The organism is Streptomyces aculeolatus, assembly GCF_020400605.1.
GTDB classification, from domain to species: domain Bacteria; phylum Actinomycetota; class Actinomycetes; order Streptomycetales; family Streptomycetaceae; genus Streptomyces; species Streptomyces aculeolatus.
Map to the genome: position 1 here is coordinate 243,737 of NZ_JAINRD010000004.1, position 25,633 is coordinate 269,369.

Below are 25,633 nucleotides of genomic sequence, written 5' to 3' on the forward strand. Positions count from 1 at the left end.
TCAGGAACCGCCGCCTGACTCCGCATCGGCGGGCGCCAGGATGTTCTGTGGCAGGACGCCCTGGATGACGTCGTGCGCCGCATCGTCGACCGGCCGGGCGAGCTCTCGGGCCGCCGGCCCGTCGACCGGCAGGCTGTGCTGCACCAGTTCGGTCGTGGGCTGGTTGGCCAGACCCTCCACGGCCTGCTGGGCCGCGGCGTCCAGACTCAGGTCCGGGCTGGTGAGCCCGGGGTCGACTGCGCCCGCCTGGCCGGCAGTGCCGAGTGCCAGGACGGCACCGCACAGGACCACGGCAGACTTGACGTACTTCACTTCGGCATCCTTTCCGCCACGGAGTCTTCGGAGCGAATTCCTTACCGTCGGAGCGACGGCCGTTCTCCTGAAACCCCACCTTCGCTATTCGAAACGAGGGCGGCGCGCCGACGACACGGCATGCGGAGTAATCGCGTACAAGTCCCCCGTGCGGAGCAATGATGGGATTGTCGGCGTAACCCGGAACAGCGACTGCGGAATGCCATGAAATGCCATCGGTGAACGGGTGTGAAAAGGCCCCGGACCGGCTTTCCGGTCCGGGGCCCACCCGTTTCTTCGCCCGCACGTGCGGGTGTCGTCAGCCGGCCCGAAGCCGGCCCGCGTCAATGCGCGTGCCCGCCCGTCCGGCCGTCGACCACGCTGAGCGGCAGCAGCTTCTTGCCCGTCGGACCGATCTGGATCTCCGTGTCGAGCTGCGGGCACACGCCGCAGTCGAAGCAGGGCGTCCAGCGGCAGTCCTCGACCTCCGTCTCGTCGAGCGCGTCCTGCCAGTCCTCCCAGAGCCAGTCCTTGTCCAGGCCCGAGTCCAGGTGGTCCCAGGGCAGGACCTCCTCGTAGGACCGCTCGCGGGTCGTGTACCAGTCGAGGTCCACGCCGTGCGCGGGCAGCGCCTTGTCCGCGGAGCGCATCCAGCGCTCGTACGAGAAGTGCTCCCGCCAGCCGTCGAAGCGCCCGCCGTCCTCGTAGACCGCGCGGATGACGTCGCCGACGCGGCGGTCGCCGCGGGAGAGCAGGCCCTCGACGATGCCGGGCTTGCCGTCGTGGTAGCGGAAGCCGATGGCGCGGCCGTGGCGCTTGTCGGCGCGGATGCGGTCGCGCAGCTGCTCCAGGCGGGCGTCGGTGTCCTCGGCGGAGAGCTGCGGGGCCCACTGGAACGGCGTGTGCGGCTTGGGCACGAAGCCGCCGATGGAGACGGTGCAGCGGATGTCGTTGGACCGCGCGACCTCGCGGCCCTTGGCGATGACCTTGGCCGCCATGTCCGCGATCTGCACGACGTCCTCGTCGGTCTCGGTCGGCAGCCCGCACATGAAGTAGAGCTTGACCTGCCGCCAGCCGTTGCCGTACGCGGTGGCGACGGTGCGGATCAGGTCCTCCTCCGAGACCATCTTGTTGATGACCTTGCGGATGCGCTCCGTGGCGCCCTCGGGGGCGAAGGTCAGGCCGGAGCGGCGGCCGTTGCGCGTCAGCTCGTTGGCCAGGTCGATGTTGAAGGCGTCGACCCGGGTGGAGGGCAGCGACAGCCCGACCTTGTCCTCCTCGTAGCGGTCGGCGAGGCCCTTGGCGACGTCGCCGATCTCGCTGTGGTCCGCCGACGACAGCGACAGCAGGCCGACCTCCTCGAAGCCGGTGGCCTTCAGGCCCCTGTCGACCATCTCGCCGATGCCGGTGATGCTGCGCTCCCGCACCGGCCGGGTGATCATGCCGGCCTGGCAGAAGCGGCAGCCGCGGGTGCAGCCGCGGAAGATCTCCACGCTCATCCGCTCGTGCACGGTCTCGGCCATCGGCACCAGCGGCTGCTTCGGGTACGGCCACTCGTCGAGGTCCATGACGGTGTGCTTGGAGACCCGCCACGGCACGCCGGAGCGGTTCGGTACGACGCGGGCGATGCGGCCGTCGGGGAGGTACTCGACGTCGTAGAACGACGGGACGTACACCCCGCCCGTCCGCGCCAGCCGCAGCAGCACCTCCTCGCGCCCGCCCGGGCGGCCCTCGGCCTTCCACGCCTTGACGATGTCGGTCATCGTCAGCACGGCCTGCTCGCCGTCCCCGATCACCGCGCAGTCCACGAAAGCGGCGATCGGCTCCGGGTTGAACGCGGCGTGCCCGCCGGCGACGACGATCGGGTCGTCGTCGCCGCGGTCGGCGGCGGCCAGCGGGATGCCGGCGAGGTCGAGGGCGGCGAGGAGGTTGGTGTAGCCCAACTCGGTGGAGAAGGAGACGCCGAAGAGGTCGAAGGCGCGCACGGGGCGGTGGCTGTCCACGGTGAACTGCGGCACGTCGTGCGTGCGCATCAGCTCCTCCAGGTCCGGCCACACGCTGTACGTGCGCTCGGCGAGGGTGTCGGCGCGCTCGTTGAGCACCTCGTAGAGGATCATGACGCCCTGGTTGGGCAGTCCGACCTCGTACGCGTCCGGGTACATCAGCGCCCAGTGGACGTCGACCGCGTCCCAGTCCTTGACGGTGGAGTTCAGCTCACCGCCTACGTACTGGATCGGCTTCTGGACATGCGGGAGGAGGGCTTCCAGGCGGGGGAAGACCGACTCGACGGTGGATGCGGGCACGGCAGTCATCGGGAAAGCTGTCCTCGTCGGTCCTGTGGTACGTACGCGGGTGACCATCCAGCGTAGCGCGCGCCCCGCGCGTGCCCCTCTTCGCGCTGCTCAGAGATGCTTGTGCGACAGCCGCGGCAGCCGGTCGCGCAGCTCCGCGGCACGCGCCTCCTCGCGCGCGTAGAGGACGCCGTACGTGAACGAGGGCTCCCCCGCGGCCTGCGCCTGCACCGCGATCTCGCGCAGCGCGGCCCGTGCCAGCACGCCGTCCTGGTAGTCGCCCAGCAGCTCCTGGACCTCCCGCATCAGCGACGTGACGGTCTTGGCCTCGCGGCCGAGTACGGGGCGGGCCACCTCGGCGGCGTAGCGGGTGCGCTTGGCGGCCTTGCGGGTCTCGTGGATGGCGGTGTCGCGGTCGGGGCCCGGCGGGAGGTCGAAGGTCTCCTGGAGGGCGCCGGCGAAGCGCCGGTACTGGCGGTCGACGGCCTTGCGGAGCACCGGCTCCGCGGGACGGGCGGCGGCGTCGCGCAGCGGCGGGTCGGTGAGTACGGCGTCGAGGGCGTCGAGCAGGGCGAGGTAGCGGCGGCCGTCGAGCACGGCGGTGATGCGGCGCCGCGAGCCGGTGCGGCGGGCGGCGGACCAGGTGCGCAGCCGGCCGCGGACGGGACCGAGGACGAGCGGGCGCGCCAGCTCCACGAGCCCGGCGTGGATGCGCTCGGTGAGCACCTCGCGGTCGCGGTCGACGCCGAGTTCGCCGGCCAGCCAGCGCAGCTCGGCCGAGACGGGGTCGGTGACGGTGCGGTCGAGCACGGCGCGGTAGCTGCGGAACGTGCTGCGCAGGCGGCGGCTGGCGACGCGCATCTGGTGGACGGCGTCGGGCTGGTCGCGGCGGACGGCGGGGTCCAGCTCGACGACGGCGGTGATCTGGGCGCGTACGTAGTCGAGGACGAGGTCGCCGGCGGGGCGGGCGGCGGGCTCCGGGGGCTTGTCGCCTGCCGGCTTCTTCTTGTCCGCGGACTTCTTGCCGGCGGACTTCTTGCCTGCCGAGGGCTTCTTCTTGCCGCCCTTGCCGCTGCTCTTGCTGCTCTTGCCCTCCTTGGTCTTCCTGCCCTTCTTGCCGCCCTCCGCCTTCCCCTCGTCCGTCTCCGCCAGCGCGCGCGCCAGCTTCGACGCCGCCGCCGAGCGCCGCAGCCCGGCCCCGGTCAGCGCCGCGTCCACCGCGTCCAGCACCGCCGGGTCCGCCCCGGGGCTCAGCTCCGCCTCCACCTCGGCCCACCGCGCCGTCGCCCCCGTCTCCGGGCGCTCCGCGGTCACCCGGTCGACGGAGACCTCCGCGACCGGTTCGCCGTCCGCGCCGAGCAGTTGGTGCACGTCCCGCTCCGAGCGGATGCGGACCACCGGTGCCAGTTCGGCGTCCCGCGTACGGGAGCGGACGAGGGCCGCGAGGCGCCGCGGGACGCCCTCGCCGAGCGGGGCGCGGATCTCGTCGCGTACGCCCGCGGCCACCGGCAGCTTCAGGTGCCAGCCCGCGTCGTCGCCGCCCGTGCGGCGGCGGAGGGTGATGCCGTCGGCCGCCAGCCTGCGGGCGGCGGTGTCGTAGTAGACGGCGTCCAGCAGGGCGGTGCCCTGGTCGATCACCGCGGTGACCCCGTCGACGCCCGTCAGGTCCGGCAGCGGGGGCAGTTCGCGGGTGCCCGCCGTGGCCTCGTACTTCCGCTCGATTTCGCGCACCGTGTCCACCATGAATCGAATTTAGCCGCGCTCGGCCGGTTGGTCATGAGGTGCTGCGGGGTCGGATCGCGGAAGGTGCCGGGTGGCGGGGCCCCCGGGCGTGTCCTAGCGTCGCGCCCAGAACGACAAGGAGCTCGCCCATGGCCCAGACGCGCACCATCCCCATCATCAGCTACGCCGAGGACGTCGAGGAGGGCGTGACCGGCGTCGACGCCGGGCTGCTGGTGCTGCGGGCGGTGGTGGGCGTGATCGTGGCGGGGCACGGGGCGCAGAAGCTCCTCGGCTGGTTCGACGGCCCGGGGTTCGACCCGACGGCGTCGACCCTGGACGCGGCCGGCTACCCCGCGGAGCGGGCGATGACGTGGGTGCTGGGGCTGAGCGAGATCGTCGGCGGCCTCGCGCTGGTCATCGGCTTCCTCACCCCGTTGGCGGCCGCCGCCGTGATCGGCGTGATGATCAACGCCGTGGCGGTCAAGTGGGGCTTCGACTGGAGCGGTCCGATCGCGGCGACGGATCCGAGGGGCATCGAGTACGAGTTCCTGCTCGGCGGCGCGGGCGTGGCACTGGCGCTGACCGGGGCCGGGCTGGTCTCCGTGGACGGCGCGCTGGGCGCGCTGCGCGGCGGGCGGCTCGCGGCCGGGCTGGCCGCGGTGCTGCTGGGGACGGCCGCGGGGGTCGCGGTGCTCCTCCTGCGGCTGCTGTAGCGCGGGCGGGGCCCCGACGCCGTGGCACCGGGGCCCGCCTCGACAGAGCTCTCAGGCCGACAGCGGCCGCTGTGCCTTGATGGACTGCAGCAGCCCCACCGCGATCCACACCGCGAACATCGACGAGCCGCCGTAGCTGACGAACGGCAGCGGCAGGCCCGCGACGGGCATGATGCCGAGCGTCATCCCGATGTTCTCGAACGCCTGGAACGCGAACCACGCCACCACGCCCGCCGCGACGATCGTGCCGTACAGGTCGCTGGCGTCCCGTGCGATCCGGCACGCCCGCCACAGCATCACGCCGAGCAGCACCAGGATGAGGCCCGCGCCGACGAAGCCCAGCTCCTCCCCCGCGACCGTGAAGATGAAGTCGGTCTGCTGCTCGGGCACGAACTGGCCCGTCGTCTGGCTGCCTTCGCCCAGGCCCTTGCCGGTCGCCCCGCCGGAGCCGATGGCGATACGGGCCTGGTTGGTGTTGTAGCCGACGCCGGCCGGGTCGAGCGCCGGGTTGGCGAAGGCCGCGAAGCGGGCGACCTGGTACTCGTCGAGCATCCCCAGCGAGACGATCAGCGCCGCGCCGCTGACGCCGGCCAGCACCAGCCCCAGCACCCAGCGGTTCGACGCGCCGGAGGCCAGCAGCACGCCCAGCACGATCGACGTCAGCACCATCGCGGAGCCGAGGTCCGGCATCAGCACGACGATCCCGATGGGCACCGCGGCCATGCCCAGGGCCTGCACGACGGTCCGGTGGTCGGGGTGCTCCCGGTCGCCCGCGTCGACCCGGGCGGCCAGGATCATCGCCATCCCCAGGATGATCGTGATCTTGGTGAACTCGGCCGGCTGGACCGTGAAGCCGCCGCCCAGGTCGAGCCAGGCGCGGGAGCCGTTGATGGTGCTGCCCAGCGGGCTGAGCACCATGGCGACGAGCACCAGCGACAGCCCGTACAGCAGCGGCACCACCCCGCGCAGCGTGCGGTGGCCGACCCAGACGGTGGCGGCCATCAGCGCGATGCCGATGGTGGTGAAGATCGCGTGCCTTATCACGAAGAAGTACGGGTCGCCGCCCGTCAGGTCGTCGCGGTTGCGGGTCGCGGACCAGACCAGCGCGGTGCCCATGACGGACAGCGCGAGCCCGGAGAACATCAGCATCCAGTCGACCCGCCGCACCAGCGAGTCGCGCGCGGTCAGCCTGCCCCACGTGCCCAGCTCGGGGGTGAAGCGCCGGACCGAGTACCCGTCGGCGGCCGTCATCGCGCCTCGATCCTGCCGTCCGGCGAGATCTTCGGCAGCTTCTTCTCCGGCTTGGGCAGCAGCGCCTTCTTCGGGTCGATGCCGCCGCCCTTGCCGACGCCGTACAGCGCGTCGTACACGGCGCGGACCGCGGGCGCCGAGGCGCCGGAGCCGGTGCCGCCCTGGGACATCGTCATGACGATCGCGTACTCGTCGGTGTACGTCGCGAACCACGACGTCGTCTGCTTGCCGTAGACCTCGGCGGTACCGGTCTTCGCGTGCATCGGGATCTCGTCCTGCGGCCAGCCGCCGAAGCGCCAGGCGGCGGTGCCCCGGGTGGCGACGCCCGCGAGCGCATCGTCTATGGCGGCGTGGGTGGCCTTGTCCAGCGGCAGCTTGCCGTGCGCCTTCGGCTCGATCATGTCGACCTTCTTGCCGTCGGCGCTGACGACGGCCTTGCCGACGGTCGGGTCGTACAGCGTGCCGCCGTTGGCGATGGCGGCGTACATGGTGGCCATCTGGATCGGCGTGACGAGCGTGTCGCCCTGGCCGATGGAGTAGTTGACGGAGTCACCGGCGCGCATCCGCATGCCCTCCAGGCAGTTCTCGTACGCGATGCGCTCGGCGTAGTCGCCGTCCTGCTTGCCCTGCTTGCACCAGGCGTCCTTGTTGGCCTGCCAGTAGTCCTTCTTCCACTGCCGGTCGGGCACCCGGCCGGTGACCTCGTTGGGCAGGTCGACGCCGGTCTCCTCGCCGAGGCCGTACTGGTGGGCGGTCTTGTAGAACCAGTCGTCGGGCTTCTTCTTCGGCTTGTTGCCGCCGTCGTTCAGCCACTCCTGGTGCGCCAGCCGGTAGTACACCGTGTCGCAGGAGACCTCCAGCGCGCGGCCGAGGTCGATCGCGCCGTAGCTCTGCGACTCGAAGTTCTTGAAGACCTGGCCGCCGATGCTGTAGTCGCTGCTGCACTCGTAGTTGCCGTCGAAGTCGTAGCCGGCGTTGACCGCGGCGGTCGTCGGGATCGGCTTGAAGATCGAGCCGGGTGCCGACTGGCCCTGGATCGCCCGGTTCAGCAGCGGGTAGTTGGCCTTCTTGCCGGTGAGCTGCTTGTACGTGCCGGCGTCGATGCCGCCGACCCAGTCGTTCGGGTCGTACGAGGGGTTGGACGCCATGGCGACGATGCGGCCGGTGTCGGCCTCCATCACCACCATCGCGCCGGAGTCCGCCTTGTAGTTCATGCCGGTGTTGTCGTCGAACTGCGTACGGGCCGCCTTCATCGCCTTGGCCAGCTCCTCCTCGGCCAGCGCCTGCACCCGCGAGTCGATGCTGGTGACCAGGTTGGAGCCGGGCACGCCCGGCTGCTTGTCGGCCTCCCCTATCACCCGCCCGAGCTTGTCCACGCGGTAGTTCGTCACGCCGGCCTGGCCGCGCAGCTGGGAGTCGTACGAGCGCTCCAGCCCGGAGCGGCCGATCTGGTCGGTGCGCAGCAGCGGGTTGTCGCCGCCCTCGGCCTGGGCGATCTCCTCGTCGGTGACCGGCGAGAGGTAGCCGAGGACCTGCGCGGTGTTCGCGTCGTTCGGCGCGCCGTAGCGGCGGACGGCGCTGGGCTCCGCGGTGATGCCGGGGAACTCCTCCTCGCGCTCGCGGATCTGCAGCGCCTGGCGGGCCGTGGCCTCGTCGGTGATGGGGATCGGCTGGTACGGGGAGCCGTTCCAGCACGGCTTGGGCGTCTTGGCGTCGCAGAGCCGCACGCGCTCCATGACCGTCTTGGGGTCCATGCCGAGGACGCCGGCGAGCTTGGTCAGTATCGCCTCGCCGTCGTCGTCCATCTTCATCAGGTCGGTGCGGCTGGCGGAGACCACGAGGCGGGTCTCGTTGTCGGCGAGCGGCTCGCCGCGGGAGTCGAGGATGGAGCCGCGCACGGCGGGTTCGATGACCTGCTGGACGTGGTTGCCCGCGGCCTCCGCCTCGTACTCGTCGCCGTTGCGGATCTGCAGGTACCACAGCCGGCCGCCCAGGGTGAGCAGCAGCGAGAGCACGAGGACCTGGATGCCGACGAGCCGGACGGTGACCCGGGTGGACTTGCCGGTCTCCGGGATGTTGGTCACAGCCGCTTCACCCCTTTGATGCGGGTGGCCTTGGCGGACTTGGACTTGGGGCCGAACAGGTTGCCGCGCTGCCGGCCGATGCCGCCGCGCCCGTAGGAGCGGGCGCGCTTGACGGCGGCGCGGCTGGCGGTGCCGCCGGCCAGCCAGCGGTACGACGAGTCGCCGGCCGCCGAGCCGCCGGTGGCGGTCTCCGCGGCCTCGACGGTCGTGCCGCGGTCGGCCCTGCGGGCCAGCGCCATCACCAGCGGCACGGTGAACGGGGCGAGCAGCAGGTCGTAGATCGCGGCGGTGAAGACCAGGCTGCCCAGGCCCACGCCGCGCACCGAGCCCTCGCCGACGAGGGCGCCGACGCCCGCGTACAGCAGGGTGGAGCCGACCGCGGCGCAGCCGACGACCATCATCGGGCCCGCGGCGGTGCGCACCTGGCCGGACTCGGGCTTGATGAGCCCGGCGAGGTAGCCGATGACGGCGAGGACGAGCGCGTAGCGGCCCACGGCGTGGTCGGCGGGCGGCGCGATGTCGGCGAGCAGGCCGGCAGTGAAGCCGACGAGGGCGCCGCCGACGTGTCCGTAGACCATCGCGAGGGCGAGGACGACCAGGAGCGTCAGATCCGGTACGGCACCGGGCAGATGGAGCCGGGCGAGCACGGTGACCTGGAAGACGAGGGCGGTCACCAGCAGCAAGGCGCAGAGCAGGACGCGGTTCACGTGCCTCATGCGGTCAGTTCCCGTCCTCTCCGGCTGCGGGGCCCCCTGCGGCGGGCTCGCCGGCCGGGTCCTCCCCGGCTCCGGCACCGGCGCCGGCGTCGGCCTCCCCCTCCGCCTCACCGCCCCCGGCGCCTTCCGCGCCCTCGCCGCCCGGGGGGACGGTGACGGTGACGGTGGGCGTCGGCGTGGCCTTCGGCGCGGGCGGCAGCACCGCGTCGCGCGGGTCGTCGCGGGGCGGCTGGACGACGACGCCGAGGATGTCGAGCCGGGTGAACGAGGCGTACGGCTCGACGTACACGGTGCGCGTGACGTCGCCGACCGGCTCGACCGACGAGACGACTCCTATCGGCACGCCCGGCACGAACGGGCGCGAGCCGTGGGAGCCGAAGGTCACCAGGCGGTCGCCCTTCTGGACCTTCAGCTTGCCGTTGAGCAGTTCGACCTTCATGGGCCGGTCGCCCTGACCGGTGGCGAAGCCCAGCTCGCTGGTCTTCTCCAGCCGGGTGCCGACCGTGAACTCCGGGTCGTTGGCGAGCAGCACCGTGGCCGTGGACGGGCCGACGGTGGTGATACGGCCGACGAGCCCGTCGCCGTTGAGAACGGTCATGTCCCGCTCCAGGCCGTCGTCGGAACCGGCGTCGATGGTCACGGTCCAGGACAGGCCCTGGGCCGCTCCTATGGCGATGACCTGGGCGCCCTTGATGCCGTACCGGCCCGCGCCCGCGTTGCCCAGGATCCTGTCCAGCTCCGCGGCGCGGGCGCGGTTGCGGTCGTCGCTGCCCAGCCGCTGCTTCAGCTCGGCGTTCTGCCGCTGCAGCTCGGCGATGCGGCCGTGCCGGTCCCCCGACTCGCGCACCGCCTCGATCGCGTTGCCCACCGGGTCGACCACGTCGGCGACGCCGTTCTCGACCGGCCCGAGCGCCGCCGCGGCCCCCCGCTTCGTGGCATCCAGGGGAGAGTCGTCCCCGCCCCGGATGTCGACCGTGATCAGCGCGAACGAGATGGTGATGAGCAGCAGGAGCAGGACCCGGCTCTCTCGTGTGTCCCTCACGTGCTTCCGAAGCGCCTTCCTGGATGTCCCGGAGGTGGGGTGCGGACTTGGGGGCTAGCGACGGGGCTGCGCGTCCAGAACCTGCTGCAGCGCCTCGAACTCCTCGACGCACTTGCCGGAGCCGAGCGCGACGGAGTCGAGCGGCTCCTCGGCGAGGTGGATCGGCATCCCCGTCTCGTGCCGCAGCCGCTCGTCGAGGCCGGCCAGCAGCGCGCCGCCCCCGGTGAGCACGATGCCGCGGTCCATGATGTCGCCGGACAGCTCCGGCGGGCACTTGTCGAGCGTCGTCTTGACCGCGTCGACGATCGCGTTGAGCGGCTCCTCCATGGCCTTGCGCACCTCGGCGGAGGAGATCACGACCGTCTTCGGCAGCCCGCTGACCAGGTCGCGGCCGCGGATCTCGGTGTGCTCGTCGCGGTCGGTGTCGTACGCGGAGCCGATGGTGATCTTGATCATCTCGGCGGTGCGCTCGCCGAGCAGGAGGCTGTACTCCTTCTTGATGTGCTGGATGATCGCGTTGTCCAGCTCGTCCCCGGCGACCCGGATGGACTGCGCCGTCACGATGCCGCCGAGGGAGATCACCGCGACCTCGGTGGTGCCGCCGCCGATGTCCACGACCATGTTGCCCGTCGCCTCGTGCACCGGGAGCCCGGAGCCGATGGCCGCCGCCATGGGCTCTTCGATGATGTGCACCTGGCGCGCGCCCGCCTGGGTCGACGCCTCGATGACCGCGCGGCGTTCGACTCCCGTGATGCCCGAGGGGACGCAGACCACGACGCGCGGGCGGGCGAGGTAGCGGCGCTTGTGGATCTTCAGGATGAAGTAGCGCAGCATGCGCTCGGTGATCTCGAAGTCGGCGATGACGCCGTCCTTCAGGGGGCGCACCGCGACGATGTTGCCCGGGGTGCGGCCGATCATCTTCTTGGCCTCGGCGCCGACGGCGAGGATCCCGCCGGTGTTGGTGTTGATGGCCACGACCGACGGCTCGTTCAGGACGATGCCCCGGCCTCTGACGTACACCAGCGTGTTGGCGGTCCCAAGGTCGACGGCCATGTCGCGGCCGATGAAAGACATGCTATTCGCCATGGGATACGTCTGGCCTTCCAAGGTGATGGCGGACGGGGGTCGGCAGCAGGGCGACGCGCGCTACGGCCCGTGGGGGCCATCGTAGTCTCGCGAGGTCGCGGAGGGAGCGAGGGTGTCGCAGTCAATACGGCACCGTGTCGGTTGCGCTTTCCCCCTTTTCGCTTGCACATGCCAAGAGGCGACCGAAAGATCCGGTCGCCTCTTCGGGGGCCGGGCGCGCTGCCGACCTGCGCGGACGTCAGGCGAGCTCCGGGAAGAACAGCTTCAGCTCGCGCGCGGCGGATTCCTCGGAGTCGGAGGCGTGCACGAGGTTCTCACGAACGATGGTGCCGAAGTCGCCGCGGATGCTGCCGGGCGCGGCGGCGATCGGGTCGGTGGGACCGGACAGCGTCCGGACTCCCTCGATGACCCGCTCACCCTCGACCACGAGCGCGACGACGGGTCCTGAGGACATGAACTCCACCAACGGCTCGTAGAACGGCCGGCCCACGTGCTCGGCGTAGTGCTGCTCCAGGATCGAGCGGTCGAGGGTGCGCAGCTCGAGCGCGGCGATCGACCAGCCGGCCTTCCGCTCGATCCGGCCGATGATCTCGCCGACCAGCCCGCGGCGTACCGCGTCGGGCTTGAGGAGGACGAGCGTGCGCTGGCTCATGTACGGCTCCTGGCAGTGCGTTGCTGACTCGGGGGAATCCGACCTTACCCGGCCCCTCGCGGGCGCCCGCACACCTCCCTGCCCCGCGGCCGCGGGAGGCTACGCCGGGGCGCCGCCGGCCTTCTCGGCGGCGGCGGCGCGGGCCCGCGCCGCCTTGGCCTCGTCGACGATCCGGCCGTAGTGCACCGACGCCCACCACAGGGCGGCGAAGATCGCGCCCAGGAAGAACATCGCCGGCACGACGAAGCCGGAGGCGATCAGGGCGACCTGCACCGCCCAGCCGACCTGCACGGCGCCGGGGCGGCCGAGCATGCCGCAGACCAGCACGCACAGCACCATGACGGCGCCGCTGACCCCCCAGATCGTGCTGTTCGACAGGTCGGACTGCTGCATCGCGACGAGACCCGTCAGGCCGACGACGAGGATCTCGCCGACCAGCGTGCTCGCACAGAGCGTGCGCATCGCTCGCCTCTCTACTCCGGTCCAGGGTGACGGGGGACCCGGCGCACCGGCATCGGCGCGCGCGTCCCCTCCGCCAGGGTAATGGCCGCCGCCGAGGCGCCGTCCAGCCGCCTCGGTCCGGCGGCCGGTACGGCCCCCGGATGCCCCGCTACTTCCGGCCCAGCAGCAGCCGGGCCTCCCCCGCCGTGATGACGGAGCCGGTGACGAGCACGCCCGCGCCGGCGTACTCGTCCTCCTCCTCCGCGAGCGTGATGGCCGCCTCCAGCGCGTCGTCGAGGCGGGGCTCGACCTGGACGCGCTCGCTGCCGAAGACCTCGACGGCGATGGCCGCCAGCTCGTCCGGGTCCATGGCGCGGCTGGTCGAGTTCCGGGTGACGACGACCTCGGTGAAGAGCGGCTCGAACGCCTCCAGCACGCCGCGCACGTCCTTCTCCCTGCTGGTGCCGACGACGCCGACGAGCCGGCTGAAGCCGAACGCCTCCTGCACCCCCGCGGCGGTGGCCAGCGCGCCGGCCGGGTTGTGGGCGGCGTCGAGGATGACGGTGGGCGAGGTCCGTACGACCTCCAGGCGGCCCGGCGAGGTGGCGGTGGCGAACGCGCGCCTGACCGTGTCCGCGTCGAGGCTGCGGGCGTGCTCGGAGCCGACGCCGAAGAACGCCTCGACGGCGGCGAGGGCGACCGCCGCGTTGTGCGCCATGTGCTCGCCGTGCAGCGGCAGGAAGACCTCCGGGTACTCGCCGCCGAGGCCGCGCAGCGTCAGCAACTGCCCGCCGACCGCGACCTCCCGGTTCACCACGCCGAACTCCATGCCCTCGCGGGCGACCGTCGCGTCCACCTCGACGGCCCGCTTGAGGATGACCTGCGCGGCGTCGACGGGCTGCTGGGCCATGATCACGACGGTCCCCGTGCCGCCGCCGGGGGACGTCGCGGTCTTCTTGACGATCCCCGCCTTGTCCGCGGCGATGGCGCCCGGGGTGTCCCCCAGCAGCCGGCTGTGGTCGACGGCGATGGGGGTGACGACGGCGACGGAGGCGTCGACGACGTTCGTGCTGTCCCAGGTGCCGCCGAGGCCGACCTCGACCACCGCCACGTCCACCGGCGCCTCGGCGAACGCCGCGAAGGCCATCGCCGTGAGCATCTCGAAGAACGACAGCGGGTGCTCCTGCCGGGCGTCGACCATCTCCGCGTACGGCTTCAGCTCGCGGTACGTCTCCACGAACCGCTCGGGGTCGATCGGCGCCCCGTCGAGGCCGATCCGCTCCGTGATCGACTGCAGGTGCGGGCTGGTGAAGCGGCCCGTCCTCAGGTCGCACGCCACCAGCAGCGCCTCGATCATGCGGGCCGTGGAGGACTTGCCGTTCGTGCCCGTCAGGTGGATCGACGGATACGCGCGCTGCGGCTCGCCGAGGATGTCGAGCAGCGCCCGGATGCGCTCCAGCGACGGGTCGATACGCGTCTCCGGCCAGCGCGCCAGCAGCTCCGCCTCGGCCTCGCGCAGCGCGCGGGCCACCTCGGGGTCCGCCGGGGCCGCGGGCACGCCGTCACCGGCGGGCGGGCCCGCCTGGGTGCGCAGCGTGCGGCTGCCTGCCTCGATGACGGCCAGGTCGGGGTCGCGTTCGGTCTCGGTGCCGACGATCTCGTCGAAGGGGTCGTCCTCCGGGGTGTCCGGGCTGCGGGGGGTCTCGTCCGGGTCGGGACCTGCGGGTTCTTCGCGGGCGCTCACGGTGTCAGTCTAGGGTCCGGCTACGACAGTCACCCGCCCGGCGGGACCGCCGGGTGATGTGCGAGAAGCAGTTCCGGATCGCAGGTTCGACACAGGAGGCGGCCGCGTGCCACAGAACGACCCTCCGGGCGGCGCGGGACGCCGCCCTCGTGCCCTGTTGGCGATGAGCGCCGACACCCTGCCGCGGCTCTTCGACGCGGCGACGCGGGACCGGCTCACCGAGGTCTCGGACCTCGAACCCGGCCTGGTCGCGGCCGACTTCGCCGAGCCGCGGGCGGCGGCCGCGCTGGCCCGCGCCGAGGTGCTCGTCACGTGCTGGGGCTGCCCGCCGCTGGACGAGGCCGCGCTCGCCGGGGCGCCGCTGCTGCGGGCCGTCGTGCACGCCGCGGGGTCCGTCAAGCACCACGTCACCGAGGCGGTGTGGCGGCGCGGGATCGCGGTCTCCTCGGCGGCGTGGGCGAACGCGCTGCCGGTGGCGGAGTACACCGTCGCGGCGGTGCTGTTCGCGAACAAGCGGGTCCTCGAGGTGCGGGAGGAGTACCGGCGGCGGCGGGGTCCGTACGACTGGTACGCGGACCACCCGGGCGCCGGGAACTACCGGCGCACCGTCGGCGTCGTCGGCGCCTCGACGATCGGGCGGCGGGTGCTGGAGCTGCTGCGCCCGTACGACCTGTCGACGCTGGTGTACGACCCGTACGCGGACGAGGACGAACTGCGCGCCCTCGGCGCCGCCCCCGCCGGGCTGGACGAGCTGTGCGCCACCGCCGACGTGGTCAGCGTGCACGCGCCGGCGCTGCCGGCCACCCGGCACCTGATCAGCCGCGCCAGGCTCGCGTCGATGCGGGACGGGGCGACGCTCGTCAACACCGCGCGCGGGTCGGTGGTGGACCAGGAGGCGCTGACGGAGGAGCTGGTCGCGGGGCGGCTGCACGCCGTCGTGGACGTGACCGAGCCGGAGTTCCTGCCGCCCGGCTCGCCGCTGTACGAGCTGCCGAACGTGCTGCTGACGCCGCATGTCGCGGGGTCGCTGGCGGGCGAGCTGCCGCGGCTGGGCCGGGCGGCGGCCGACGAACTGGCCCGCTACGCCGCCGGGTTGCCCTTCGCGCACCCGGTGCGGCCGGAGTCGCTGGGCCACAGCGCTTAGGGCTACGGGCCCGGGGGGCGGTCCCCGGGCCCACTGCGCTACGCCTGCGGCAGGCGCTCCAGCTGGGCGCCGATGCGGACGATGTCCTCCTCGGCCTTCGCCAGCCGGGTGCGGATCTTCGCCACGACCGGCTCCGGCGCCTTGGCGAGGAAGCCCTCGTTGCCGAGCTTGGCCTCCGCCTGCGTCTTCTCCTTCTCGGCGGCGGCCAGGTCCTTCGTCAGCCGCTTGCGCTCGGCCGCCACGTCGATCGTGCCGGACAGGTCCAGCGCGACGGTCGCGCCGGCCACCGGCAGCGACGCCGTGGCGGCGAAGGAGTCGCCCTCCGGCTGCAGGCGCAGCAGTTGCCGCATGGCGGCCTCGTGCACCTGGAGGCCGGCGCCGGACAGCTCCACGCGCGCGGGCACCCGCTGGCCGGGCTGGAGGCCCTGGTCGGCGCGGAAGCGGCGGACCTCGGTCACGACCTCCTGCAGCTTCACGATCTCCGCCTCGGCCGCCGCGTCCCGGAAGCCGGAGTCGGCGGGCCAGTCGGCGATCACGAGGGACTCGCGGCCCGTCAGCGTCGTCCACAGCGTCTCGGTGACGAACGGGATCACCGGGTGCAGCAGCCGCAGCGTGACGTCGAGGACCTCGCCGAGAACGCGGCGCGAGGCGTCCGCCGCGGGGCCGCCCTCCGCGAACGTCGTCTTGGACAGCTCCACGTACCAGTCGAAGACCTCGTCCCAGGCGAAGTGGAACAGCACGTCGGAGAGCTTCGCGAACTGGTAGTCGTCGTACAGCGCGTCGACCTCGGCGACGACCGTGTTCAGCCGGGAGAGGATCCAGCGGTCCGTCGTGGACAGCTCCGCCCCGGCGGGCAGCGGGCCCTCGACGGTGGCACCGTTCATCAGCGCGAAGCGGGTGGCGTTCCACACCTTGTTCGCGAAGTTGCGCGAGCCCTGCACCCAGTCCTCGCCGATCGGCACGTCGGTGCCGGGGTTGGCGCCGCGGGCGAGGGTGAACCGGACGGCGTCGGCGCCGTACTTGTCCATCCAGTCCAGCGGATTGACGACGTTGCCGAAGGCCTTCGACATCTTCTTGCCGTGCTCGTCGCGCACCATGCCGTGCAGCGCGATGGTGCCGAACGGGATCTCGCCGTCCATCGCGTACAGCCCGAACATCATCATCCGGGCGACCCAGAAGAAGAGGATGTCGTAGCCGGTGACCAGGACCGCGTTCGGATAGAACTTCGCCAGGCTCTCGGTCTCCTGTGGCCAGCCCAGGGTGGAGAAGGGCCACAGGCCGGACGAGAACCACGTGTCCAGCACGTCCGTGTCCTGCGTCCAGCCCTCGCCGCCGGGCGGCTGCTCGTCGGGGCCGACGCACACCAGCTCGCCGTCCGGGCCGTGCCAGACGGGGATGCGGTGGCCCCACCAGAGCTGGCGGGAGATGCACCAGTCGTTGAGGTGGTCGACCCAGCCGAAGTAGCGGGACTCCATCTCCTTGGGGTGGATGGCGACCCGGCCGTCGCGCACCGCGTCGCCCGCGGCCTTGGCCAGCGGGCCGACCTTGACCCACCACTGCATGGACAGCCGCGGCTCGATCGTCGTCTTGCAGCGGGAGCAGTGGCCCACCGAGTGCACGTACGGCCGCTTCTCGGCCACGATGCGGCCGTCCGCGCGCAGCGCGGCGACGATCGCCGAGCGGGCCTCCATCCGGTCCAGGCCCTGGAACGGGCCGTGGGCGGTGATGACCGCGTGCTCGTCCATGACCGTGAGCATCGGCAGGTCGTGCCGGCGGCCGATCTCGAAGTCGTTGGGGTCGTGCGCCGGGGTCACCTTCACGGCGCCGGTGCCGAACTCCGGGTCCACGTGCTCGTCGGCGATGACGGGGATGCGGCGGCCCGTGAGCGGGAGCACGATCTCCGTGCCGACGAGGTGGCGGTAGCGCTCGTCGTCCGGGTGGACCGCGACGGCGGTGTCGCCGAGCATCGTCTCCGCGCGCGTGGTGGCCACGACGATGGACTCCTCGCCCTCGCCGTAGCGGATGGAGACCAGCTCACCGTCGTCGTCCTGGTACTCCACCTCGATGTCGGAGATCGCGGTGAGGCAGCGGGGGCACCAGTTGATGATGCGCTCGGCGCGGTAGATCAGCCCGTCGTCGAAGAGGCGCTTGAAGATGGTCTGGACGGCACGTGACAGGCCCTCGTCCATGGTGAAGCGGTCGCGGCTCCAGTCCACGCCGTCGCCGAGGCGGCGCATCTGGCCGGCGATCTGGCCGCCGGACTCCGCCTTCCACTTCCACACCCGCTCGACGAACGCCTCGCGGCCCAGGTCGTGCCGCGACAGGCCCTCCTTGGCCAGCTCGCGCTCCACCACGTTCTGCGTGGCGATGCCGGCGTGGTCCATGCCGGGCTGCCACAGCGTCTCGTAACCCTGCATGCGCTTGCGGCGGGTGAGGGCGTCGATCAGCGTGTGCTCGAAGGCGTGGCCGAGATGGAGGCTTCCCGTGACGTTCGGCGGGGGGATGACGATCGCGTACGGCGGCTTGTCGCTCTTGGCGTCCGCCGCGAAGTAACCGCGCTCTACCCAGCCCTCGTACAGCGAGGTCTCGACCTCGCCGGGCGTGTACTGCGTAGGAAGTTCTGCTGCGCTGCTCTGCGGGTTCTTTGCGTCGGTCACGACGGTAAGTCTAGAGGCGCGTCACACCCGGCCGCGAACCACTTGTGGACGGACTGCGTCCTTGTGGACAACCGCGCGGCAGCCGATCGAGACCCGAGGCAGCGCAGCGCGGCGCGATCCGACAGTATGGGCGGAGCAGCATTAACTCACGGAGGGGACCGTAATGAGTCACAACCAGCCGCCGCCACCCGGACCGTACGGGGGTGGAGGGCAGCAGCCAGGCCCGTACGGGCAGCCCGGTCCCTACGGCCAGCCCCCGCAGCCCCCGGCGCAGCCCGCGCAGTCGCCCTATGCCCAGCCCGGGCAGGGCGGCCAGCCGGGCCAGCCCGGCTACGGCTACCCGCAGCAGGGCGGCGACCAGGGCTACGGGCAGCAGCAGCAGCCCGGCGGCTACGGCCAGCCCGGTGGTTACGGCCAGCAGCAGTACGGCCAGCAGCAGCAGGCGGGGCCGTACGGGCAGCAGCCCGCGTACGGCCAGGCGCCGCCCCCGCCGGGAGGCGGCGGCAAGAACAAGACCCTGTTCATCGTCGTGGGCGCCGTGGTCGCGGTCGCGGTCATAGCCCTGGCCGCGTTCTTCGTGATCGGTGGCGACGACGACGACGGCAAGAAGGACGAGTCGAAGAACTCGCAGACCGACGGCGGCAAGACCGGCGACGACGGTGACGACGGCGACAGCGGGGACGACCCGCCCGCCGACGACGGCAAGAAGTACAAGCTGACCGCTCCCCAGACCGTCGCCACGGAGTACCAGAAGAACGACGACGGCATGGGCGGCTCGGGCCTCAACTCCAGCGACCTCGACGAGCTGGAGGCCCTCGGCGTCTCCAACGCGAACGACGTCGGCGCCGGCTACACCGCGGGCACCGAGGCCACGGCCAAGATCCTGCAGTTCCAGGGCGTCTACGGCGACATCTCCAACCCGGACATGGTCCTGGACGCGTTCTTCGCCTACATGGCGAAGGAGGCCGCCGCCGACCCGTCCGCGGGCGGCGGTGACACCGCCGAGCTGGTCGGCAGTCCGGAGGAGGTCTCGCCCGACGGGCTGGAGGAGGGCGCTTCGATGAAGTGCCAGTACGTGAAGTTCTCCAGCGACGACGCCGGCGCGCCGGTCGACAGCTTCAACTTCCCGACCTGCGCCTGGGCCGACAGCAGCACCATCGGCTACGTCGCGCTGACCGACCCGACGCTGATCATCACCGGCGGCGAGACGAGCATCGACGAGGCCGCGACCACCACCGCGGAGGTCCGCAACGACGTCCGGGTGCCGATCGGCTGACCCGCACGGCACGCACGCGAAGGGGCCGCCCGGTGGGCGGCCCCTTTTCGTGTGGCTTCTCGTACCGCTGCGGCGCTCCTCGTACGGAGCGCGGACGCTGTGCGGCTCAGGCGCTCTCCTGGTGCCGCTGCTCCGGCTCGGCGGTGCGGGAGCGGGGCACCAGCGTCGGGTTGACGTTGGAGTGGACCGCCTCCTCGGTGATGACCACGCGGGCGACGTCCTTGCGGGACGGCACCTCGTACATCACCGACTGCAGCACCTCTTCCATGATGGCGCGCAGCCCGCGGGCGCCGGTGCCGCGCAGGATGGCCTGGTCGGCGATGGCCTCGAGCGCCGGGCGGTCGAAGTCCAGCTCGACGCCGTCGAGTTCGAAGAGGCGCTGGTACTGCTTGACGAGCGCGTTCCGCGGCTCGACGAGGATCTTCAGCAGGGCGGCCCGGTCGAGGTTGTGCACGCTGGTGATGACCGGCAGCCGCCCGATGAACTCGGGGATCATGCCGTACTTCACCAGGTCCTCGGGCATGACCTCCTGGAACGGGTCCTCGCTCTCCAGCTCGCGCTTGGAGCGGATGGTGGCGCCGAAGCCGATGCCCTTGGCGCCCGCCCGGGACTCGATGAGCTTCTCCAGGCCCGCGAACGCGCCGCCGACGATGAACAGCACGTTCGTCGTGTCGATCTGGATGAACTCCTGGTGCGGGTGCTTCCGGCCGCCCTGCGGCGGCACGGAGGCCGTGGTGCCCTCCAGGATCTTCAGCAGTGCCTGCTGCACGCCTTCGCCGGAGACGTCACGGGTGATCGACGGGTTCTCACTCTTCCGTGCGACCTTGTCGATCTCGTCGATGTAGATGATGCCGGTCTCGGCCTTCTTGACGTCGTAGTCGGCGGCCTGGATCAGCTTCAGCAGGATGTTCTCGACGTCCTCGCCCACGTACCCCGCCTCGGTGAGGGCGGTGGCGTCGGCGATGGCGAAGGGGACGTTGAGCATCCGGGCCAGGGTCTGCGCCAGCAGCGTCTTGCCGGAACCGGTGGGGCCGAGCAGCAGGATGTTGGACTTCGACAGCTCGATGCCGTCCTCGCGGTTCTGCGCCGCGGCGCCGCTCTCGCCGGCCTGCACCCGCTTGTAGTGGTTGTAGACCGCAACGGACAGCGCCTTCTTGGCGGCCTCCTGGCCCACGACGTAGCCCTCGAGGAACTCGTAGATCTCGCGGGGCTTGGGCAGTTCCTCCCAGCGCACCTCGGAGCTCTCCGCCAGCTCCTCTTCGATGATCTCGTTACAGAGGTCGATGCACTCGTCGCAGATGTAGACACCGGGTCCTGCGATGAGCTTCTTGACCTGCTTCTGGCTCTTGCCGCAGAACGAGCATTTGAGCAGATCGCCGCCGTCACCGATGCGTGCCACGAGGTGCTTCCCCTTCGCCTGGGATCCGCTCTTGGGGGGCGGAACCTGGTTGCGTATCGACGGTACCTTGCCCGGAGCCCCGAGCGGTCCCCTTGAGCCCAACTCACTGGTTCGCTTCCCAGGGGACCGCTCCACGGGTGGCCCTGTCCAGAGGACAAGGGCCCGGACGAAAGGTCCGGCGCCGCGGATACGGAGCCGGGAGCCGGTCGCGAGCCGTCAGCCGCCGATGCCGGCCGACAGCTTGCGGGTGGAGACGATCTGGTCGATCAGCCCGTACTCGAGGGACTCCTCGGCGGTGAGGATCTTGTCCCGCTCGATGTCGTCACGGACCTTCTCGATCGGCGTCGTCGAGTGCTTGGCCAGCATCTCTTCGAGCTGGTTACGCATCCGGAAGATCTCCTTCGCGGCGATCTCCAGGTCGGAGACCTGGCCGCGGCCGGTCTCGGTGTACGGCTGGTGGATCAGGATGCGCGCGTTCGGCAGGGCCATGCGCTTGCCCTCGGTGCCGGCGGCCAGCAGCACGGCGGCGGCCGAGGCGGCCTGGCCCATGCAGACGGTCTGGATGTCCGGCTTGACGAACTGCATCGTGTCGTAAATGGCGGTGAGCGCCGTGAAGGAGCCGCCGGGGCTGTTGATGTAGACCGAGATGTCCCGGTCGGGGTCCATCGACTCCAGGCACAGGAGCTGGGCCATCACGTCGTTCGCCGAGGCGTCGTCGATCTGCACGCCGAGGAAGATGACGCGCTCCTCGAAGAGCTTCGCGTACGGGTCGTACTCGCGGATGCCCTGCGAGGTGCGCTCGACGAAGCGCGGGATGACGTAGCGGGACTCGGCGCCCAGCGAACGACGGGCGTCGGCGGCCTCGTCGGCCATGCGGTCGTAGAGACCGCTTCCGGGGAAGTTCTGCATCGTGTGTTCCGTCCTGGTGGCAGTGCGGCTGTGAAAGGCTGCGCGGGGCTGTTGCGGGTGGCTGCCGGGCGCCGGGGCCTCAGGCGCCGGTGCCGCCGCCGCCGGGGATGAGCGTGGCCGACGGCATGACCTCGTCGATCAGGCCGTACTCCTTGGCCTCCTCCGCGGAGAACCAGCGGTCGCGGTCGGAGTCGTGGGTGACCTGCTCGACGGACTGGCCGGTGTGCAGCGAGGTGAGCTCCGCCATCTTCTTCTTCGTGCGGATGAGCTGCTCGGCGTGGATCTTGATGTCCGTCGCCGAGCCGGCCAGGCCGGCGGACGGCTGGTGGATCAGGATCTCGGCGTTCGGCAGCGCGAAGCGCTTGCCGGGGGTGCCGGCACTGAGCAGGAACTGGCCCATGGAGGCGGCGAGGCCGAGGGCGATGGTGACGATGTCGTTCTTGATGAACTGCATCGTGTCGTAGATCGCCATGCCGGCGGTCACGGAGCCGCCCGGGCTGTTGATGTAGAGGTTGATGTCCTTGTCCGGGTCGGCGGCCAGGAGAAGGAGCTGCGCCGTGATCTTGTTGGCGATGTCGTCGTCGACCGGCTGGCCGAGGAAGATGATGCGCTCGTTGAGCAGCCGGTTGTAGACCTGGTCGCCAAGGCCGCCGAAGGACGGCTCGCCCGGGCCGGAAAGCATCGGGTTCGTCACGTGTCCACCTGCTCATTCTGCGACGGCCGCCAGAGGCCGTCTGATGTACGTTCCTGAGTTGCCTGACTTGCTTATGGACCCTAACGCGCAGGTGGGCGGCGGCCATCCCGGTTCCGGAACTGTTCGCTGTGAGCGCAGGCCCTGCGGGCGGCACGGCGGGGTTGCGGGCGCCGGGCCGGCCCGGGTATCCGCCGGCACCCGGCGAGGAGCGCCCTGCGGGCGGCGCGGGTGCCCTGCGGGGTACGGAACGCAGGGTCGGGCGGCTGCGTCGGCAACCGGTGACGGGGCGGAGCGAGGGAGTGCCACCGGGCACGGCGCGCGGAGCGGCGTGGGCGGACGCCCTGCGGGCGGCGCTGCCGGGCGGCAGGCGAAACCGGTCGGCTCGACCACCGGGCGACCGGGTCCCCGTACCGGGCGGCCACGGCCTGCCCTGCGGGCCGACGCCGTCGCGTCAGCCGCCCGCCCCGCGAGGCGGAACGGTCCCGAGCGCGGACTTCCTCCCTCACGCCGGCTGGCCGGGTGCGGGTGGATCCCGTACCCGTCCCGGGCGGTGCGGCAACGCCCTGAGGGGTCCGCGGGCCGGCCGCCGGAGCTCCGGGGTGGCCATGGTTCTGGGCCCGGGCGCCCCCGGGGGACGCGGCGCGCGGGGGACGCCGTGCGGCCCGCAGCCCTGTGCCGGAGCAATCCGGCGGCGGCCGGCGGCATGCGGGGCGCCACCCCTCGCCGCGGCGCACGGAGTGCCCGCGCAGTTCCGCGGCGCTCCGCGACCCATGGCCGGGGCCGAGCCGGTGCGCGCCTCGGCGCGCAACGTGCCGCGGGCCCTGCCGCGCATCGCGGCAGGGCCCGCGGGCGGGTCGCACGGCTCAGGCTTCGGCCTTCTCCGGCTTCGACTCGTCCTCGGCCGCCTCGGTCTTCCCGGCGTCCGCGGACGCCGCGTCGGCCTCCCCGTCAGCCGTCTCCTCAGCGGAAGGCGTGACCGTCTCGGCGGTCTCGTCCTCGTCCGACAGGTCCACCGGCTCGCCGTTCGTGTCCTTGATCGTCGCGGACTCGACCACGACCGCCAGGGCCTTGCCGCGGGCCACCTCGCCGACCAGGACCGGCACCTGGCCGCCCTCGACGACCGCCTGCGCGAACTGGTCCGGGCTCATGCCCGAGGACTGGGCGCGGCGCATCAGGTGCTCGGTCAGCTCTTCCTGGCCGACGTTCACCTGCTCCTTGCCCACCAGCTCGTCCAGGACGAACTGGGTGCGGATGCCGCGCTCCGCCTGCTCCTTCAGCTCGGTCTCGAACTCCTCGGCGGTCTTCTCCTGGAGCTTCAGGTAGCCCTCCAGGTTCATGCCCATCTGGGCCAGCTGGTGGTTCTCCAGGTTGTGCCGGCGGGTGGAGATCTCCTCCTCCAGCAGCTTCTCCGGCACCGGGATCTCCACCAGGCCGAGCAGCTCGTCCAGCACCTTCTCCTGGGCCTGCTGCGCCTGGTCGTAGCGCTTCATCTGCTCCAGCCGCTTGCGGCTGTCCGCCCGCATCTCCTCCAGCGTGTCGAACTCGCTGGCCATCTGGGCGAATTCGTCGTCCAGCTCCGGCAGCTCGCGCTCGGCGACCTGCGTGACCTCGACCTTGACCTGCGCCTCCTGGCCGGCCGCGGAGCCGCCCTTCAGCGCGGAGGCGAACGTCGCGGAGCCGCCGGCCTCCAGGCCGGTGACCGCCTCGTCGATGCCGTCGAGCAGCTCGCCGGAACCGATGGTGTACGTCACGCCGCTGGCGACGCCGTCGTCCAGCACCTCGCCGTCGACGCTGGCCTCCAGGTCGAGGGTGACGACGTCGCCCTCGGCCGCGGCCCGCTCCACCGGGGAGGTGGAGGCGAAGCGCTCGCGGAGCTGCTCGACCGACTTGTCGACGTCCTCGTCGGGCACCTCGATGGCGTCGACCTCGACGCTGATGCCGGAGTAGTCCGGGATCTCGAACTCGGGACGGATGTCGACCTCGGCGGTGAAGGTCAGCGTCTCGTTGTCCTTCAGCTCGGTGATGTCGACGTCGGGCCGGCCCAGGGGCTTGAGGTCGCCCTCGTTGACGGCGTCCTCGTAGAGCTTCGGCAGCGCGTCGTTGACGGCCTCCTCCAGGACGGCGCCGCGACCGAACCGCTGGTCGATGATGCGGGCCGGGATCTTGCCCTTGCGGAAGCCCGGCACGGTGACCTGCTGGTTGATCTTCTTGTACGCCGCGTCGAGGCTGGGCTTGAGCTCCTCGAAGGGCACCTCGACAGTGAGCCGAACCCGGGTCGGGTTCAGGGTCTCCACGGCGCTCTTCACGGTCGGTCTCCTTGGGATGGCGTCTGGGAAGTGCTGTACTTCTTCTGGACTTCTTGTGGCTGCGTCCCGCTTCCGGCAGAAGCGTGGAGCGGCCCGGTCCAGGCACGCAGGAACGCAGCTTGCATAGTACCGGTGCCGGGTCCGCTCCCCATAAAGGGACCTTCGCGCCGAAGGTCCCTGCCGCGGTCGGGGTGGCCGGATTCGAACCGACGACCTTCCGCTCCCAAAGCGGACGCGCTACCAAGCTGCGCCACACCCCGCATGTGCGAGCAGTAGGGTACATGGCTGCAGAGCCGCGCCGCCGCCGATTACGTCCCTGGTGACGCCGTACGCGGCCGGTGCGCGCCCCGCGCCCCGTCCCGTGCCCGGATGCGCCCGCGGCCCGTACCCGGGATGCGGCGGTACGCGCGCGTGCACACACGGCCGGGCGCCCGAGGGCATAGCGGCGTGCGGGACGGGGGAGACAGCGGCTACGATGCAGGGCGTGCCACCCGTCACGGGTGGCGCCTGCGGGTGTAGCTCAATGGTAGAGCTCCAGCCTTCCAAGCTGGCTACGCGGGTTCGATTCCCGTCACCCGCTCCGCGAGACGGCCGGGGTCCGGGCCGCGCCGCGTCCGTCGGGACGTGCGCAGGCCGGGGCCCCGGCCGTTGACGTGTGCGCGGCGGCCGGGTTCGCCCCGGAGGGCGGTCAGGTGCCGATGTCGCTGATGCTCTGGCTTATTTCGTCGAGGGCGTCCTGGATGTCCGGAGCGGCGCTGGTGGACGCCAGGAAGAAGCCGAAGAGCACCGCAACGATCGCCGGGCCCACCTTGATCGAGCCGCCACGGATCAGCACGACCAGGATGATCCCCATCAGCAGCACCAATGACAGTGAGATAGCCACGCCCTGATCACCCCTAGGTTCTCGTTCACCCACCCAGGGCACCCGCCGCCCGCACACCCCGGTGGATCCATCGTGCCACCAAGAGGTGCACGGGGGTGCGTGGGATGCCCAACTGGCTGATATCTCGCGCCCCTTACACCGTTCTGCGCCCACGGCGCACGCGGAGCGCCGTACGCGGGGCGCCGTGCCGCCTCCGCGCCGGTGGCGCGCCCATGCGGTCCATCCCCGGCGGCGGGCCGGGGGAAACCGGAGCGGTGAATCCGAATTCCGTGATCCAGGGGCATGGATTTACGCAATGTGCAGTACGCGGACGGGTGTTCCCGGCCGCCGCA

The 25,633-nt window shown here is 71.6% G+C and carries 20 protein-coding genes and 2 tRNA genes; 4 read left to right on the forward strand and 18 right to left on the reverse strand.

Annotated elements, in window-relative coordinates; translation table 11 throughout:
- From LG396_RS09740 to LG396_RS09750, 3 genes are all read right to left on the reverse strand, one after another.
- Positions 1-312, reverse strand: coding sequence for a hypothetical protein (locus LG396_RS09740; RefSeq protein ID WP_225794411.1), 312 nt, complete (start codon positions 310-312; stop codon positions 1-3).
- A 323-nt stretch (positions 313-635) separates the two neighbouring features.
- Positions 636-2,603 (reverse strand): TIGR03960 family B12-binding radical SAM protein, encoded by a 1,968-nt coding sequence (locus LG396_RS09745; protein WP_018834288.1) that lies wholly within the window; start codon positions 2,601-2,603, stop codon positions 636-638.
- A 90-nt stretch (positions 2,604-2,693) separates the two neighbouring features.
- On the reverse strand, positions 2,694-4,325 hold the full coding sequence (locus LG396_RS09750) for a CYTH and CHAD domain-containing protein (RefSeq protein ID WP_225794412.1): 1,632 nt from the start codon (positions 4,323-4,325) through the stop codon (positions 2,694-2,696).
- A 128-nt stretch (positions 4,326-4,453) separates the two neighbouring features.
- On the opposite strand from LG396_RS09750, the gene LG396_RS09755 reads away from it, so the two are divergent.
- Entirely contained in the window at positions 4,454-5,017 is a 564-nt protein-coding gene (locus LG396_RS09755; protein WP_225794413.1) for a DoxX family protein, read from the forward strand.
- 51 nt (positions 5,018-5,068) lie between these two features.
- Here the strand turns inward: LG396_RS09755 and rodA are convergent, their stop codons facing one another.
- The 8 genes from rodA to folC form a co-directional block, all read right to left on the reverse strand.
- A complete protein-coding gene (gene rodA, locus LG396_RS09760) occupies positions 5,069-6,268 on the reverse strand; it encodes a rod shape-determining protein RodA (RefSeq protein ID WP_225794414.1) in 1,200 nt (399 codons plus the stop codon).
- Positions 6,265-8,352 carry a penicillin-binding protein 2 gene (mrdA, locus tag LG396_RS09765; RefSeq protein ID WP_225794415.1) on the reverse strand — a complete coding sequence of 696 codons (2,088 nt, stop codon included), beginning with the start codon at positions 8,350-8,352 and terminating at the stop codon, positions 6,265-6,267. Before mrdA ends, rodA begins: the two co-directional genes overlap by 4 nt.
- The gene (gene mreD, locus LG396_RS09770; protein WP_018834283.1) at positions 8,349-9,068 is read right to left on the reverse strand and encodes a rod shape-determining protein MreD; all 720 of its coding nucleotides are present in this window, start codon (positions 9,066-9,068) and stop codon (positions 8,349-8,351) included. Before mreD ends, mrdA begins: the two co-directional genes overlap by 4 nt.
- 4 nt (positions 9,069-9,072) lie before the next feature.
- Positions 9,073-10,110 (reverse strand): rod shape-determining protein MreC, encoded by a 1,038-nt coding sequence (gene mreC, locus LG396_RS09775; protein ID WP_018834282.1) that lies wholly within the window; start codon positions 10,108-10,110, stop codon positions 9,073-9,075.
- A 54-nt stretch (positions 10,111-10,164) separates the two neighbouring features.
- Positions 10,165-11,184 (reverse strand): rod shape-determining protein, encoded by a 1,020-nt coding sequence (locus tag LG396_RS09780; protein WP_018834281.1) that lies wholly within the window; start codon positions 11,182-11,184, stop codon positions 10,165-10,167.
- 250 nt (positions 11,185-11,434) lie between these two features.
- The gene (gene ndk / locus LG396_RS09785) at positions 11,435-11,848 is read right to left on the reverse strand and encodes a nucleoside-diphosphate kinase (RefSeq protein ID WP_018834280.1); all 414 of its coding nucleotides are present in this window, start codon (positions 11,846-11,848) and stop codon (positions 11,435-11,437) included.
- A 99-nt stretch (positions 11,849-11,947) separates the two neighbouring features.
- Positions 11,948-12,310 (reverse strand): DUF4233 domain-containing protein, encoded by a 363-nt coding sequence (locus LG396_RS09790; protein ID WP_225794416.1) that lies wholly within the window; start codon positions 12,308-12,310, stop codon positions 11,948-11,950.
- A 148-nt stretch (positions 12,311-12,458) separates the two neighbouring features.
- Positions 12,459-14,033 carry a bifunctional tetrahydrofolate synthase/dihydrofolate synthase gene (folC, locus tag LG396_RS09795; protein WP_100302882.1) on the reverse strand — a complete coding sequence of 525 codons (1,575 nt, stop codon included), beginning with the start codon at positions 14,031-14,033 and terminating at the stop codon, positions 12,459-12,461.
- Positions 14,034-14,196: 163 nt separating this feature from the next.
- Here folC and LG396_RS09800 point away from each other — a divergent pair, with 163 nt between their 5' ends.
- Positions 14,197-15,177, forward strand: a complete 981-nt coding sequence (locus tag LG396_RS09800; RefSeq protein WP_225794417.1) for a hydroxyacid dehydrogenase — start codon at positions 14,197-14,199, stop codon at positions 15,175-15,177.
- A gap of 38 nt (positions 15,178-15,215) precedes the next feature.
- On the opposite strand, the gene LG396_RS09805 is transcribed toward LG396_RS09800, so the two are convergent.
- Positions 15,216-17,834, reverse strand: a complete 2,619-nt coding sequence (locus tag LG396_RS09805) for a valine--tRNA ligase (protein WP_225794418.1) — start codon at positions 17,832-17,834, stop codon at positions 15,216-15,218.
- Between the two features lie 163 nt (positions 17,835-17,997).
- Here LG396_RS09805 and LG396_RS09810 point away from each other — a divergent pair, with 163 nt between their 5' ends.
- The gene (locus LG396_RS09810) at positions 17,998-19,110 is read left to right on the forward strand and encodes a hypothetical protein (protein WP_225794419.1); all 1,113 of its coding nucleotides are present in this window, start codon (positions 17,998-18,000) and stop codon (positions 19,108-19,110) included.
- 106 nt (positions 19,111-19,216) lie between these two features.
- Here the strand turns inward: LG396_RS09810 and clpX are convergent, their stop codons facing one another.
- From clpX to LG396_RS09835, 5 genes are all read right to left on the reverse strand, one after another.
- The gene (gene clpX / locus LG396_RS09815; protein ID WP_018834274.1) at positions 19,217-20,509 is read right to left on the reverse strand and encodes an ATP-dependent Clp protease ATP-binding subunit ClpX; all 1,293 of its coding nucleotides are present in this window, start codon (positions 20,507-20,509) and stop codon (positions 19,217-19,219) included.
- A gap of 216 nt (positions 20,510-20,725) precedes the next feature.
- A complete protein-coding gene (locus LG396_RS09820; protein WP_018834273.1) occupies positions 20,726-21,418 on the reverse strand; it encodes an ATP-dependent Clp protease proteolytic subunit in 693 nt (230 codons plus the stop codon).
- Between the two features lie 79 nt (positions 21,419-21,497).
- A complete protein-coding gene (locus LG396_RS09825) occupies positions 21,498-22,112 on the reverse strand; it encodes an ATP-dependent Clp protease proteolytic subunit (RefSeq protein ID WP_018834272.1) in 615 nt (204 codons plus the stop codon).
- A gap of 863 nt (positions 22,113-22,975) precedes the next feature.
- Positions 22,976-24,418: a trigger factor gene (gene tig, locus LG396_RS09830; RefSeq protein ID WP_225794420.1), complete on the reverse strand. Its 1,443-nt coding sequence runs from the start codon at positions 24,416-24,418 to the stop codon at positions 22,976-22,978.
- Between the two features lie 186 nt (positions 24,419-24,604).
- Positions 24,605-24,678: transfer RNA gene (locus tag LG396_RS09835), tRNA-Pro, on the reverse strand.
- 249 nt (positions 24,679-24,927) lie between these two features.
- Here LG396_RS09835 and LG396_RS09840 point away from each other — a divergent pair.
- Positions 24,928-24,998: transfer RNA gene (locus LG396_RS09840), tRNA-Gly, on the forward strand.
- Between the two features lie 108 nt (positions 24,999-25,106).
- Here LG396_RS09840 and LG396_RS09845 read toward each other — a convergent pair.
- The gene (locus tag LG396_RS09845; protein ID WP_018834270.1) at positions 25,107-25,301 is read right to left on the reverse strand and encodes a hypothetical protein; all 195 of its coding nucleotides are present in this window, start codon (positions 25,299-25,301) and stop codon (positions 25,107-25,109) included.
- Positions 25,302-25,633: the final 332 nt, after the last annotated feature.